Genomic DNA, 13,622 nt, shown 5'->3' on the forward strand with positions numbered 1-13,622 from the left:
AACTTCGTTTATGCTTACCTGGTTGATAGAAACGCTTCAGAAATACCCGGAAATCGCTGTCATGTTAACCCTGCTCATAGGTTTTCTCCTGGGCAAACTACGCATTAAAGGATTTACGCTCGGCACTGTCACCGGTGTACTGTTGGTAGGCATCGTCATTGGCGGTATCCACATCCAAATCCCCGGCGCAGCCAAATCCATCTTTTTCCTGTTGTTCCTGTTTTGTACCGGCTACAGCATCGGTCCGCAATTTTTCCAGGGACTGAAAAAAGACGGCCTTCCGATAGCGGCCTTCTCTTTCATCGTTTGCTGCAGCAGTCTTTTTTTCTGCTGGGTAATTGCTTCCATCCTGCATTTTGATACTGGCACCACCGCCGGACTGATATCCGGGGCCAACACCTGCTCCGCTATTATCGGTGTCGCTTCCAATACTATCAATGAACTCAACATCAGTATAGCTGACAAAGAACGGCTGGTCAACCAGATCCCTGTTGCCTATGCAGTGACCTACATCTTTGGAACAGCCGGTACCAGCTGGTTTCTGTCCGTTATAGGTCCCTGGTTCATGTCAGGCAGCAGGGAGAAGCTGATAGAAGAAACACGCAAACTGGAGGCCACCCTTACTGATACGAGCACGGAGGAAGACGGAGATATCAAAAATGCCTACGACCATGTGGCGTTCAGGGCTTACCTCGTCAACAGTGAGCTGGTGGGGGAAGAAGGAAAATCGGTGGGTGAACTGGAAGCATTTTTTCGCCGGAAAAAACGAGTGTTGTACCTCCTGCGCGTTAGGCGGGAAGGGGAGATGATGGCCACCCCACAGGATTTTGTGGTTCGCCAGGGAGATATTATCGCTGTTGGCGGGCAACGTTCAGCCGCTATTGCCTCCGGCGACATGCTGGGCAGGGAAGTGGCTGATGCTGATCTGCTGACGTTCCCCGTGCAGGCCATCAATGTGGTGATCAATAAAAGCACGGCAATCAATAAACCCATCAAGGTGCTGGTGCGCCGGCCACAACTGCATGGCATCAGTGTCCGGAAAATCACACGGTCTGGTATCGAGATACCGCTGGAAGCCAACACCATTGTACAAAAAGGTGATGTGGCCGAACTGGTGGGCATACAGGAGGAATTAGACCTCGCAGTGCCTATATTGGGCTTTAAAGAACGGGTAGGCGTGGAAACGGATATTCCGTATCTGGCAGGCGGCATCGCGTTAGGCGCGTTGGTAGGCGCTATGAGCGTGCGTATTGGCAATGTGCCGATAGAGCTGAGCACCAGCGGAGGAGCCCTGATAGCAGGGCTTTTCTTCGGATGGCTGCGCAGCGTGAATCCGCGTTTCGGATATATCCCGTCTTCTTCCCAATGGGTGCTGACAAAACTGGGACTGCACGTATTCATCGCTATCGTAGGGCTTACCGCCAGCGATGGTTTTTTACAGGGACTTAAACAGGAAGGCCTTACACTTTTCCTCGCAGGATTGGTGTTAAGCCTGCTGCCTATGGTGGTGGCGTTGTTCCTGTCTAAATATGTTTTCAAATTTCATCCTGCCATTGGTTTGGGAGCGTGTGCCGGCGCCCACGATGAATCAGCGCCGTTGCTGGCGGTACAGGATGCGCTCAACAGTAAAGTGCCTGCCCTGGGTTATACGGTGGCGTATGCCGTGGCCAACATCACGCTTACTACTTCCGGTGTGATCATTGTATTGCTGATGCACAAAGGCTAAGACATTTTTAGTCAGGTGATCAGATATTTGTATGATAGGGGTAATATGCAGACAACTGACGTTAAATAAGCAGCTAGATAAAAACATAATCAGACCATCACATTGGTGATCACGCCGCCCGAAAAATAAAGACAGGACCAGCCCACTTCAAATACAGCACTAACGCCGTTATTGGCAACCGTTCATCCTAATAATCAGGCGAATCAGTAGTAATCCTTTTCATCATAGTTCAACTTTTTTAACAAATCTTTTGTTGTTTACGTATAAACACCCTAGCTTTGCGGCTCCATTAGTCTATAGGATTAATAGAGTAATATGATGAAGAAAAAACGACAAAGGAAACCGATTATGGAAATGAAGAACCAGTCCGTTGAATGCATCAACCAAAGTTGTTGTTGCTGTTGTTAAAAATCAAAATCGCTTTCTGCACAACAGATCTTCCGAAACAACCGGTTACAGCAACATTAGCTGCTTCAGGAAGATAACTGTCACCGTACAAATAATACAAGGAGGCTAAGCTGGTGTTATCTGCTTTATAGCAGGTACAGGACTGTTATTGCCTTTATTCGTTCTCTAAACCAATCAACATAGAACTTATGTTACAACGATTGCTGATTCTTCTACTGCTGCTGGGCCCACTGGCAGCTTTTTCGCAGGTACGTACCGTTACGGGTACCGTCCTGTCGGCCAAAGACAAAGAACCTTTGCCCGGCGCCACCATCGTCATTAAAGGTACGACGAAAGGTGTGCTGACCGGCCCTGACGGCTCTTTCCGGCTGGAAGTTACAGACCCGGCCGCCACTACACTGGTCATCAGTTATGTAGGCATGACACCACAGGAAGTACCTGTTAGTACTGCCCCACTGACCATCACCCTGCAATCAGCCGGTAAAAATATTGATGAGATAGTAGTGATCGCTTATGGTACTGCTAAAAAGAGCTCTTACACCGGTTCGGTATCACAGATAAAGGGCGCTGAACTGGAGAACCGTCAGGTATCCAGTGTCACCAAAGCCTTACAGGGCCTGGCGCCTGGCGTGCAAAGCGCATCCCAGAGCGGTCAGCCCGGTTCTGATGCTACTATCCGTATCCGTGGTGTTGGTTCTATCAACGCTTCGGCAGATCCGCTCTACGTGGTAGACGGGGTGCCTTACGGCGGCAACCTCAGCGCCATCAACCCGTATGATATCGAGTCCATCAGCGTACTGAAAGACGCGGCCTCTGCTGCGTTGTACGGCTCACGCGGTGCCAATGGCGTCATCATCATCACCACTAAAAAAGGAAAAGCCAAAGGAAGTAATATAGACGTTCGCGTTAGTCAGGGTTTCTCTAAAAGAGCGGTGAAAGATTATGACAGGATGTCTACCGATCAATACTTCCCGATGTACTGGCGCGCATTGTTCAACGAAAACCTGGGCAGCCAGGACTCCATCACCGCTGCTAAAAACGCCAGCCGCGACCTGGTGGGAGAGTTGGGCATTAACCCCTATGGCAGTGCATTCCCGCAGCCGGTAGGCACCGACGGCAAATTGGTAGCCGGCGCTAAACCACTGTGGAACGATGACTGGGACAAAGCGATGCAACGCACCGGTCACCGCACAGAAGCCAATATCGCCATCAGCGGCGCTACAGATAAAACCCGCTACTTCATCTCCGGTGGTTACCTCGATGACCAGGGTATTTACCTGGGCTCCGGCTTCAAACGTTACACGGTGCGTTCCAACTTCGACGTAGATGCCCGCAAATGGTTGAAAATAGGCCTCAACCTGAATGCTTCCCACTCGGATCAACAGGCACCTCCATCTGAAGACAGCCGCAGCGACAACTACGTGAACTATGGCCGTTTGATGGGCCCTATGTACCCGGTTTATCAACGTGATCCGAATACCGGCTCTTATCTCCTTGACGCTAAAGGACAAAAAATATTCGACTATGGCGACTACCGCCCGGACCCGGCCAATCCCCGTACCAATCTGGTACAAACCTCCGGCATCGATAAACATGATACCATCCGTGACGACGTGTCTGCCCGCTTCTATGCTGAAGCAACACTCTATAAAGGACTGAAATTCAAAACCAGCTATAACGCAGATTACTCTTCCCGCGTGGGCCACGACTATACGAACCCTACCCTCGGCTTTGACGCTGAAGTAGGCGGCACCGTAGTTAAAGGCAACTATCGCACGTTCAGCTGGACTTTCAACAACCTCCTGACTTACGAGACTACCTTCAATGAAAAACATCATCTGAACGTTTTGCTGGGCCAGGAAGCCTATAAGTTCAAATACACTTACCTCGAAGGCAACAAAACCGGGTTCTCTGTACCTGGTATCGATGAACCGGCGGATGCGGCCCTGATTGGCAGTTTTACCGGTTACAGTGATAGCTATACGCAAAGCTCTTACCTTGGAAGAGCTGAGTACGACTACTCCGGAAAATATTTCTTCTCTGCTTCCCTGCGCCGCGATGGATCTTCCCGCTTCGCACCGGACCGCCGCTGGGGTACTTTCTGGTCAGTAGGCGCCTCCTGGAAACTGACAGAAGAAACTTTCCTGAAAAACAGCTCCTGGCTCAATCTGCTGACACTGCGTGCCAGTTACGGTGGACAAGGTAACGACAACCTCGGTCCCAACCGCTACTATAACTACCTGCCGCTGTACTCTGTTAACAGCAATCTCGGACTGGGTGGTACTTTCCGCGAATTCCTGTTCAACGACAGGTTGAAATGGGAAACAAACCTCAACCTCAATATCGGTGTGGACTGGGCTATGTTTGATAATCGTTTGGGCGGCAGCGCAGAATTCTTCGTCCGCAAATCGCAGGACCTGCTGTACTCCAGGCCTAAAGCACCTTCTATTGGATACGCCTCGGTTGACGAAAACATCGGCGCGCTGAAAAATACCGGTATAGACCTCAACCTGCATGGTACGCCTATACGCACAAAAAACTTCAGCTGGAACATCGATCTTAATATGACGCATTACCGCAATAAGGTGACCAGCCTGCCTCAACAGGATATCATCGTGGGTACCAAAAAGCTCTCCGTGGGTAAATCCATCTATGACTTTTACCTTCGCCAGTGGGCAGGAGTGAACCCCAATACCGGTGCGCCACAGTGGAAATACACCAATCCGGACGGGAGCATCAAGGATACCAGCAACTATAGCCAGGCTTCCCTGTATTATTCCGGTTCATCGCTGCCAGACCTGTATGGCGGCCTGACCAATACGTTCACTTACAAGAACTTCTCCCTGTCGTTCCTGATCGTGTACAGCATCGGAGGTAAAGTACTGGACAATGATTATACTTTCCTGATGGGACTGGGTGGTTCCGCCGGCCGCGCATGGTCCACAGAAGTGCTGAACGCCTGGACACCCACCAACCGCAATACGGACGTACCACAGGTGAACACGGTAGCGCCCAGCTGGACTGGCGCTTCCACACGTTTCCTGTACGATGCCACCTACGCCAGACTGAAGAGCCTGAACCTCAGTTATTCACTGCCGAAAACACTGATGGAAAGGGCACACCTGAACAATATTACGGTGTACGTACAGGGAGAAAACCTGTTCACGCTGTACAACCATCAAGGCATGGACCCTGAACAGACTGTTGGCGGTACTACCTACTATCGTTACCCGGCCGTGAAATCCGTATCTGCCGGTATTAATCTGAGCTTCTAAAAACTGTGTCATGAAAAAGAACAGACTATTATTCATCGCTATATTCGCCGCAGCTGTTCTCGCAGCCTGCAACAAGGATTACCTGAACACGCGGCCTACCAATGCCGTGCCCGATGACCAGGTGTTTAACACTGTTGATAACGCGGAGACTGCGCTGACAGGGATCTGGGCATACATGTTTGAAACCTACTTCACCTTCGCCGTTCCGGGCATCAAATCGCTGGACCTTACCAGCGACGCCATGGGCAGCGATGTGGCTTTGACCACCTCTTATGGTTTCAGGGACTCGTACACCTTTAACGAAATGGCGGATAATACCAAAAACAGGGTAAGTGCCTACTGGACCATCTTGTACAAAACCATCGATAACTGTAACAACTTCCTGTCTAAAATAGATAAGGTGCCTGGCGATGATGCCAAACGTAAGCTGTTGAAGGGACAGGCATCGGCTTTAAGAGGCTGGTGCTACCTGACGCTGGCAGAATTTTATTCTTTCGGTGTTACCACCAATGCCAGTGGTAAATCAGTGCCTATTTACACAGATCCGGCTAATCCGTCTACTCCCGGTAAAGCCAGATCTACAGTAACACAGGTATATCAACAGGCCATCAGTGACTTACAGGCTGCTGTGCCGTTGCTCACCGACTACAGCCGCAGCGGTACGCAGAAATTCAAAATTGATGCTAATGTGACCAACGGTCTGCTGGCACGTGCTTATCTCTACAGCAACCAGCCTGACAAAGCCATCGCTGCTGCTGTGGCGGCACGCAATGGCTATCCGCTGATGTCCGGCGATGACTATAACAAAGGCTTCAACGATGTCAGCAATCCGGAATGGATCTGGGGCCAGCCGCAGACTCCCAGCCAGAACGTGGCTGCCTCTACGTTTAATTTCCTGGACGTTTCCACACCGGTGGCTTACTATAAGAGCTTTAAGGCCGATCCGTGGTTCCAGGGCTATTTTGACAGCACAGATGTGCGTTTCCGTTTGTTCCAGTGGAGCACCAGCGGTCCCGGCGCTTTGCTGTACAAAAAATTCCGTTTCCGCGATCCCGGTGCAATGGTGTCTGATGTGGTGCTGATGCGTTCCGCAGAAATGTACCTGATCGAAGCAGAAGGCTATGCGCGCACCAGCAATGCCACTAAAGCGGCAGAAGTGCTGAATGTGCTCAGAACAGCGCGCAACTCCCATCTCTACGGCGGCGGCGGTTCCGTGACCGACACGATCCTGCTGGAAAGAAGAAAGGAATTGTGGGGCGAAGGTTTCTCACTGGTGGATATTATTCGTACAGGCGGTACCGTAGTAAGGAAACCGTTTAAGTCTTACACCGGTGCTGACAGTATCATCAATGTACCGCAGCCGGATGGTTCTATAGTGCAGGTGCGCGGGGTAGGGCACCGTACGCTGAAACTGCCTGACGGCAGCGCTTTTGTGAAAAACAGCTCTTACTACCTGTTCGCTGTTCCCATCGCTGAGTTGCAGAACAATCCCAATATCAACAACTAGTTTTTATCCTTCATAAATCAAAGCCTTTGGAAGTTTTTCCAAAGGCTTTTTTTATGCTTTTAATAGATAAAAGGAAGAATGCGACGGGTCTGTTGGATGTACTCCGCATATTCGTTGCCGAACTGTTCTGTCAACACTTTTTCTTCTATGTTCATGCGGTAGATAAAGGCCGCCAGCACCGGGACGAACGCTATGGCCAGTCCCGTCCAGTTGTTGAGCGACAGGCCAAAACCCAGGAAAGACAACAGGGAGCCTGCATAGGAGGGGTGCCGCAGAATGCTGTAAATACCGTCTTTCTTGATATGATGGTCCTTACGGATGGTTACCACTACGGTAAACAGCCGGCCCAGTGATGCAATGGCATAAAAGCGCAGTGCCATGCCAGCCAGGATAACTGACAGGCCGATATAGTTCATCAGGCTGCCCTGCTGCAGTATAGGGAACTTTGTCTTGTAAGAAATGTATACGGCTGTGTTGATGCTGACCAGGATAATAATCCAGATATAGGCGAGGCTGCCTTTGTCTTTTTTCTTTTGATCGTCTGGCGCCCCTCCCCGTAATATTCTGTGTAATAATATCTCGGAAAGAAACCAGATCATGTAGATGACAGAGGATAATATGTTCATTGACGGGGTGATTTGAAATTACAGATATACCTAATGTATGAAATGTTTTCAATGCAGTCAAGTGGTGCAGGCGGTGTTGTCTCCAACTCGTCCATTATCAAGTCTTTAAAAAAGATTATTTTGCAGGTGGATTAAATCAGTGCGCTATGGAAAACCTGCAATCAATACTTCAGTCAGACACCCCGGTGCTGATCGACTGTTTTGCCGTCTGGTGCGGCCCCTGCAAGATGATGCCACCCATTCTGAAAGAGGTGAAAGACAAATTTGGAGACAAGCTTCGCATCATTAAAATCGATATCGATAAAAACCAGCAGCTGGCGGCCCAATGGCAGATCAGCAGCGTGCCTACCATGCTGTTGTTTAAAAATGGAAAGCTGGCGTGGCGCCAGAGCGGGGTGGTGCCGGCACATCAGCTGATACCTGTATTGACACCGCTGTTGTAACTTAAGATATAAGGAAGAAGGCCATGATTACCTGCGTAATCATGGCCTTCTTTATTTAGTTGATGTTACTGTAGTAACTTCTTAAATCCCTTTCCAGCTGATCGTATATGGGTCTGGTGAATTCGATAAAAAGGTCCTGCGGTGGTGGTGGCGCTACGTCCTGGCCCCCGATCATTTTTTTGTCTTCATCGCTCAGTGCGCGGTAGTCGCCGCGATAGGTGCCAAACTGGTTGAGCCAGGTGTAGCTGCCCGGAATACGGTCTGTGCGCAGTAAGCGGCCGTTATTGGTATCGGTGATCTGATAGTCCAGCAGCCCTTTGGACACTACGGTTTTTTTGGTGATGAAGAGGGTGGCTTTAACGGTAGTGTATATGTTGATGATTTTGCCGGAGGTGTCTTTGGAGGTGCCGGTAACGATCTCTTTGGAGACATCGCGCTGGAGGCGGTCCACGAAGGTCTGTCCCACTACGAAGTCCTGGAAGCGCAGGGCGATGTACTGATCGGGCTGCAGGTTTTCGTTCCGGGCAAAACGTTCGTCATAAAAGGCCACGAACCGGTTGATGCTACGTTGTTGCAGTGTACGCACGAGGTAGTCGCGGAACTGGTCGGCGCTGAACTGGAAGAAGGGGGAGCGCACATCTATTTCACTCACGACCACGTGTATCACGCCAGCCTGAAAGGCTTCTTCCATGCGCTCTTTGGCGTCGCGGTAATTGCTGATCAGTTTAAGGGAGGCGGCGAATTCCTCGTAGGCTTTGCGGGCGCTGGCCTTGTCGCCCCGTTCCATGAGTGCCATACCGCGGTCATAGCGGCTTTCTGCGGCGTTTTCCTGTGCGCCGGTAATGGCGTCACGATAATCTTTAGGGGTCACCACCTGCAAGGCGGCGGGGGAACTGTGAATGAGATCGTACAGCCGTTGCATGGCGCGGTATTCATTGCGTACCGGTTCCCATTTAAGCTGATTGTTGGAGCGGAGAAAACCGTTGACCCGGTCGTCGTGCAGTCTTTGTGCCTGGCGATAGGCTTCCGGCAGCAGCTGCAGGGCGGTGGCGTCTTGTGGCCTGCACTGGAGTTTTTTGACGAAAGCGGCCACAGCGTCGTCGTATTTGCCTTTGTTGTAGAGTTTTTCGCCGGAGCGGCAGCCCCATAAGAGGAGGCAGGCCAACAGGCATAACATTCCCCTTATGCCGGCAGAACGGAAAGGTAGACTAATCGTATTCAAGGGACAGGATTTATGCAGTGACGTTGCTTGCAGCGGTGGCTATTTGATCTGGCGGCGTAATTCCCTGTCAGACTCACGTTGTTTGATAGATTCCCGTTTGTCGTACAGTTTTTTACCCTTGCCCACACCTATTTCCATTTTGGCAAGACTTTTATCCGTGATGAATATACGAAGCGGAACAATGGTATAGCCTCGTTCTTTGATCTTGTTCTCGATTTTTTTCAATTCCCGTTTTGTCAACAGCAATTTTCTTTCGCGCAGGGGATCGTGATTGGCGCTGGTGCCGTGAGAATATTCGGCGATATGCAGGCTTTTAACAAACAATTCTCCTTTTGAAAAATAACAAAAGGAATCATTAAAACTGACCCTGCTGGCGCGGATAGACTTAATCTCTGTTCCTGTCAATACCATTCCCGCAATAAATTTTTCTTCTATTGCGTACTCAAAATATGCTGATCTGTTTCTTAATTCGGCCATGGGGTGAAAATTTTGGGATTTACGATTTTTTGATTTCGTGATTTGATCGACCTGACGGTCTCCAAAAATTCCAAAATCAAAAAATTCGAAAATCCCAAAATGATTATCTAGTTTTTGAAGAGACTGAGCAGGTTGGCCAGTCTTGTTTTTAATTCTTTCCGGTCCATGATGAAGTCCAGGAAGCCGTGTTCCAGCAGGAACTCAGCGCTTTGGAAACCAGCAGGGAGGTCTTTTTTGATCGTCTCCTTGATGATCCTGGGGCCGGCAAAGCCAATCAGGGCGCCTGGTTCCGCAATGTTTACGTCTCCCAGCATCGCAAAGGAGGCGGTCACACCACCGGTAGTAGGATCGGTCATCAGGGAGATAAAAGGCAGTCTGGCGGTAGCAAGCTGCGTCAGTTTCGCGGAAGTTTTGGCCATCTGCATCAGGGAGAAAGCACTTTCCATCATACGCGCACCGCCGGATTTGGAGATGATCATCAATGGCATTTTGTGCACGATGCAGTAGTCAATGGAACGGGCGATTTTTTCACCTACCACGGAGCCCATAGAGCCGCCGATGAAGTTGAAGTCCATACAGGCCACTACCAGGTCCAATCCGTTTACCTTACCGGTGCCAACTGTCATGGCATCTTTCAGGCCGGATTTCTTTTGTGCGTCCTTCAGCCTGTCAGCGTAAGGTTTCAGGTCTTTAAAGCCCAGGAAATCGGTCGGGTAAATATTGGAAAACAGTTCCTCGAACTGATTGTCGTCGAAAATAATCTCAAAATACTCTTTGGAGTTGATACGGTTGTGATAGTTACATTTATCACACACGTAGTAATGCTCCTTCAGATCCTTAACAGTGGTGGTTTTCTTACAGTTAGGACACTTGTGCCACAACCCGTCCGGTGCTTCCTTCTTCTCACTGGTGGAAGTGGAGATGCCTTGTTTAATTCGCTTAAACCAGCTTGACATATTTTACTATTAGATTAGAAAATAGTGGTGCAAGATACGAATTAATGCATAAAACCAAACAGTTGTCAGAATCTCGTCCCGAAAATGAGGGAAATTGTTTTATTTTAACCATTAATAATGAAGCGGAAACAAAAGCGATTATTTTAATATAAGTTCGCTTTGTTTCCGCTTCAGGCGGTTATACTGAAATATCAGTCCGGCGGGCGCTTTTCAGGCATCCTTTCGGAGATACTGGTATTAGTTTCTGTTGATGCAGTTCAGGTCGCGGAACGCCTCTTCCAGACGTTTTACAAAGGTATCTTCACCTTTGCGCAGCCATACGCGCGGATCGTAGTATTTTTTGTTAGGCTTGTCAGCACCTTCGGGGTTGCCCAGCTGGCTCTGCAGGTATTCTTTCTTCGCTTCGTAGTAGTCGTGCACGCCTTCCCAGAATGCCCACTGCATGTCAGTGTCAATGTTCATTTTGATAACGCCGTAGCCCAGTGCTTCAGCAATCTGGTGTTTCGGAGAACCGCTGCCACCGTGGAATACATAGTAAACCGGTTTAGCTTTGGTGCCGAATTTCTGCTGGATGTATTCCTGGCTGTTCTGCAGGATCACAGGGCGCAGCTCCACGTTGCCCGGGCTGTATACGCCGTGTACGTTACCGAATGCAGCAGCTACGGTGAAGCGGCTGCCTACTTTAGACAGTACTTCGTAAGCGTAAGCCACGTCTTCAGGCTGTGTATAGAGCTTGGAGTTGTCCACGCCGGAGTTGTCCACACCATCTTCCTCACCGCCGGTCACGCCCAGCTCGATTTCGATAGACATGCCCAGCTTGTTCATCCGCTCAAAGTATTTGTGGGAGATCTCGATGTTTTCCTGGATAGGCTCTTCGGAGAGGTCCAGCATGTGAGAGCTGTACAGCGGTTGGCCGGTTTGTTTGAAGAAAGCTTCACCGGCATCCAGCAGGCCGTCGATCCATGGCAGCCATTTTTTAGCGGCATGGTCAGTATGGAGCACAACCGGAACACCATAATATTTCGCTACTTCGTGTACATGTTTCGCACCAGAGATACCGCCAGCGATGTTGGCCTGCAGCTTATCGTTCGGCATACCTTTACCGGCGTAAAACTGAGCGCCGCCATTGGAAAACTGTATAATAACCGGTGAATTTACTTTGGCAGCCGTTTCCAGTACCGCATTAACTGAGTTGGTCCCCACTACGTTCACGGCAGGCATAGCAAATCCGTTGTCTTTGGCATCGTTATACAGCGCATCCAGCTCTTCGCCGAATAATACGCCAGCTCTGTATTTTCCCATACTTTAAAATGTATTTGTTTTTTTAGGAAAGCAAATATACACAGTAAAAAATAAGATTTATAGCGAAATGTATTTTTATCTCCGCTGAAAAATACAGGCGGAAAAATGTATTTTAAGCTCTTATTCCTTACTGCTATGCGTAAAATCTGCTGCGCCGCATTATTGCTGCTTTCCTTTAAAACACTCTTCGCTGGCCGGTTTGATCGGAATGCAAACGATTCCATCAATTACTTTTCTTCTTTTGATGGTACCCGCATTCATTATACTGTCAAAGGAAACGGAGAACCGGTCATACTGGTACACGGCTTCATGGGCAGCGGTGATTCATGGCGTGCCACGCCCTTATACGACTCCCTGCTGCAACACGGGTTCCGCGTGATCACGCCGGACCTGCGAGGCAACGGCGCCTCCGGCCATCCGCATGACAGCCTCGCCTACGCACAGGACGCGGAAGCCCGCGATATCATTGGTCTTGCCCGCCATCTGCAACTGCCGGCGTACAAAGTAGTGGGCTATTCCCGCGGATCTATCATCGCGGCACGTTTGCTGGTGCTGGACCCCAGGGTGACCTGCGCCGTGCTCGGCGGCATCGGCACCGGCTTCACCGACCCTGCATGGCCACGCCGGCTGAAATTTTATGAGGCCCTCTCCGGAAAAGATGTGCCGGAACTGGCAGCCATGGTCAAAAACGTACAGGCGAAAGGGTTAGACCAGCGGGCGCTGGCGCTGATGCAATGGGGCCAGCCCGCCACCGTACCATCCGAATTGGCGAAGGTGCAACAGCCGGTACTGGTGATAGGAGGCGATAAAGATGAAGATAATGACACCGGCGGCCCACTCGCAGCCATGATGCCCCGCGGCATGCATGGCACCGTGGCCGGCGATCACAACAGCGTGATGCGCTCAACCCACTTCGCCGCATGGGTGGTGGATTTTCTGATAAAACATTAATCCCAGGGCTGAAGCCCCGGGCTACGTTCTGATTCAGGTTCTTCTGATGATTGGCTGCTCATAATCCGGAGATGTTTTTGCGGCCTGCTTTCCACGGTTTTAATCGTGAAAAGCAGGCCGGGACGGCAATTGAATTGCCAAGGCCTGTCACTTCCCGTTTTTTGATACGGTTTACCTGTTCCGCTATCAGCCGTAAATGTCCTCTTTCATTGCATCAGGCAACAGTTAAGGTGTTACCGCTAACGGTAATGGTATAGGCGGTCAGCGCTGTTGTAGCCGGACCGGTATTTACTGCGCCGCTGGTCGTATACCTGCTGCCATGGCCGCAAGGCGCATTACATTCTATCAGTTTCGTAGTGTTGTTGAACGTGGCAACGGTACATCCCTGATGTGTGCACGTGCTGGATAATGCCGTGAAATCCGCCGCCGTATTGCCTGTACCGGTACGGATGATGATCACCCCGTTGGAGATTTTAAAGTCACCGGGGTTAGGAAGGTCCGTGCTCAGGTTGAGCGACAGCTTAGCATTAGGGCCGCCCGGCGTTGGTTGTGGTGAGGACCCGTAACCGTCCCCTCCCTTGCTGCAGGCCGCTAATCCGCCAACACAAGCCAGTGCCAGCGTCATTCCGATGTTGGATACAAAATCCCTTCTTTCCATAAAAAGCGTTTTGTGAATAAAATAGAGATACTCTTGTTACGGAGAAGAAAACAAAACGGTTGCTCAGAAAA

At 50.1% G+C, this 13,622-nt stretch carries 11 protein-coding genes; 5 read left to right on the plus strand and 6 right to left on the minus strand.

Annotated elements, in window-relative coordinates; genetic code table 11:
• The first annotated feature begins 10 nt into the window (after window positions 1–10).
• The 3 genes from aspT (at window position 11) to HGH92_RS32525 (ending at window position 6,916) form a co-directional block, all read left to right on the plus strand.
• On the plus strand, window positions 11–1,726 hold the full coding sequence (aspT, locus tag HGH92_RS32515; RefSeq protein WP_168875007.1) for an aspartate-alanine antiporter: 1,716 nt from the start codon (window positions 11–13) through the stop codon (window positions 1,724–1,726).
• Between the two features lie 596 nt (window positions 1,727–2,322).
• The gene (locus HGH92_RS32520) at window positions 2,323–5,409 is read left to right on the plus strand and encodes a SusC/RagA family TonB-linked outer membrane protein (RefSeq protein ID WP_211092814.1); all 3,087 of its coding nucleotides are present in this window, start codon (window positions 2,323–2,325) and stop codon (window positions 5,407–5,409) included.
• Between the two features lie 10 nt (window positions 5,410–5,419).
• Complete coding sequence (locus HGH92_RS32525; RefSeq protein WP_168875008.1) at window positions 5,420–6,916, plus strand: RagB/SusD family nutrient uptake outer membrane protein; 1,497 nt, start codon at window positions 5,420–5,422, stop codon at window positions 6,914–6,916.
• Between the two features lie 59 nt (window positions 6,917–6,975).
• Here HGH92_RS32525 and HGH92_RS32530 read toward each other — a convergent pair whose 3' ends face one another.
• Window positions 6,976–7,542, minus strand: coding sequence for a methyltransferase family protein (locus HGH92_RS32530; RefSeq protein WP_168875009.1), 567 nt, complete (start codon window positions 7,540–7,542; stop codon window positions 6,976–6,978).
• A 146-nt stretch (window positions 7,543–7,688) separates the two neighbouring features.
• Here HGH92_RS32530 and trxA point away from each other — a divergent pair, with 146 nt between their 5' ends.
• On the plus strand, window positions 7,689–7,985 hold the full coding sequence (gene trxA / locus HGH92_RS32535) for a thioredoxin (RefSeq protein ID WP_168875010.1): 297 nt from the start codon (window positions 7,689–7,691) through the stop codon (window positions 7,983–7,985).
• Window positions 7,986–8,040: 55 nt separating this feature from the next.
• Here the strand turns inward: trxA and HGH92_RS32540 are convergent, their stop codons facing one another.
• From HGH92_RS32540 to fbaA, 4 genes are all read right to left on the minus strand, one after another.
• Window positions 8,041–9,207, minus strand: coding sequence for a hypothetical protein (locus HGH92_RS32540; RefSeq protein ID WP_168875011.1), 1,167 nt, complete (start codon window positions 9,205–9,207; stop codon window positions 8,041–8,043).
• A 39-nt stretch (window positions 9,208–9,246) separates the two neighbouring features.
• Window positions 9,247–9,837 carry an SsrA-binding protein SmpB gene (gene smpB / locus HGH92_RS32545; protein ID WP_317166474.1) on the minus strand — a complete coding sequence of 197 codons (591 nt, stop codon included), beginning with the start codon at window positions 9,835–9,837 and terminating at the stop codon, window positions 9,247–9,249.
• Window positions 9,792–10,640, minus strand: a complete 849-nt coding sequence (gene accD / locus HGH92_RS32550) for an acetyl-CoA carboxylase, carboxyltransferase subunit beta (RefSeq protein ID WP_168875013.1) — start codon at window positions 10,638–10,640, stop codon at window positions 9,792–9,794. Before accD ends, smpB begins: the two co-directional genes overlap by 46 nt.
• 237 nt (window positions 10,641–10,877) lie before the next feature.
• Window positions 10,878–11,942 carry a class II fructose-bisphosphate aldolase gene (gene fbaA, locus HGH92_RS32555; protein ID WP_168875014.1) on the minus strand — a complete coding sequence of 355 codons (1,065 nt, stop codon included), beginning with the start codon at window positions 11,940–11,942 and terminating at the stop codon, window positions 10,878–10,880.
• A gap of 135 nt (window positions 11,943–12,077) precedes the next feature.
• Here fbaA and HGH92_RS32560 point away from each other — a divergent pair, with 135 nt between their 5' ends.
• Window positions 12,078–12,893, plus strand: coding sequence for an alpha/beta fold hydrolase (locus HGH92_RS32560; protein WP_168875015.1), 816 nt, complete (start codon window positions 12,078–12,080; stop codon window positions 12,891–12,893).
• 214 nt (window positions 12,894–13,107) lie between these two features.
• On the opposite strand, the gene HGH92_RS32565 is transcribed toward HGH92_RS32560, so the two are convergent.
• A complete protein-coding gene (locus HGH92_RS32565) occupies window positions 13,108–13,551 on the minus strand; it encodes a ubiquinol-cytochrome c reductase iron-sulfur subunit (RefSeq protein WP_168875016.1) in 444 nt (147 codons plus the stop codon).
• Window positions 13,552–13,622: the final 71 nt, after the last annotated feature.

It is taken from the genome of Chitinophaga varians (assembly GCF_012641275.1).
Taxonomy (GTDB): Bacteria; Bacteroidota; Bacteroidia; order Chitinophagales; family Chitinophagaceae; genus Chitinophaga; species Chitinophaga varians_A.

Excerpts from the sequence above, each read along its gene's own strand:
- trxA (WP_168875010.1), top strand. The coding sequence starts at position 7,689 with ATGGAAAACCTGCAATCAATACTTCAGTCAGACACCCCGGTGCTGATC.
- HGH92_RS32520 (WP_211092814.1), top strand. The coding sequence starts at position 2,323 with ATGTTACAACGATTGCTGATTCTTCTACTGCTGCTGGGCCCACTGGCA.
- HGH92_RS32560 (WP_168875015.1), top strand. The coding sequence starts at position 12,078 with ATGCGTAAAATCTGCTGCGCCGCATTATTGCTGCTTTCCTTTAAAACA.
- aspT (WP_168875007.1), top strand. The coding sequence starts at position 11 with ATGCTTACCTGGTTGATAGAAACGCTTCAGAAATACCCGGAAATCGCT.
- fbaA (WP_168875014.1), bottom strand. The coding sequence starts at position 11,942 with ATGGGAAAATACAGAGCTGGCGTATTATTCGGCGAAGAGCTGGATGCG.
- HGH92_RS32565 (WP_168875016.1), bottom strand. The coding sequence starts at position 13,551 with ATGGAAAGAAGGGATTTTGTATCCAACATCGGAATGACGCTGGCACTG.
- HGH92_RS32525 (WP_168875008.1), top strand. The coding sequence starts at position 5,420 with ATGAAAAAGAACAGACTATTATTCATCGCTATATTCGCCGCAGCTGTT.
- accD (WP_168875013.1), bottom strand. The coding sequence starts at position 10,640 with ATGTCAAGCTGGTTTAAGCGAATTAAACAAGGCATCTCCACTTCCACC.
- HGH92_RS32530 (WP_168875009.1), bottom strand. The coding sequence starts at position 7,542 with ATGAACATATTATCCTCTGTCATCTACATGATCTGGTTTCTTTCCGAG.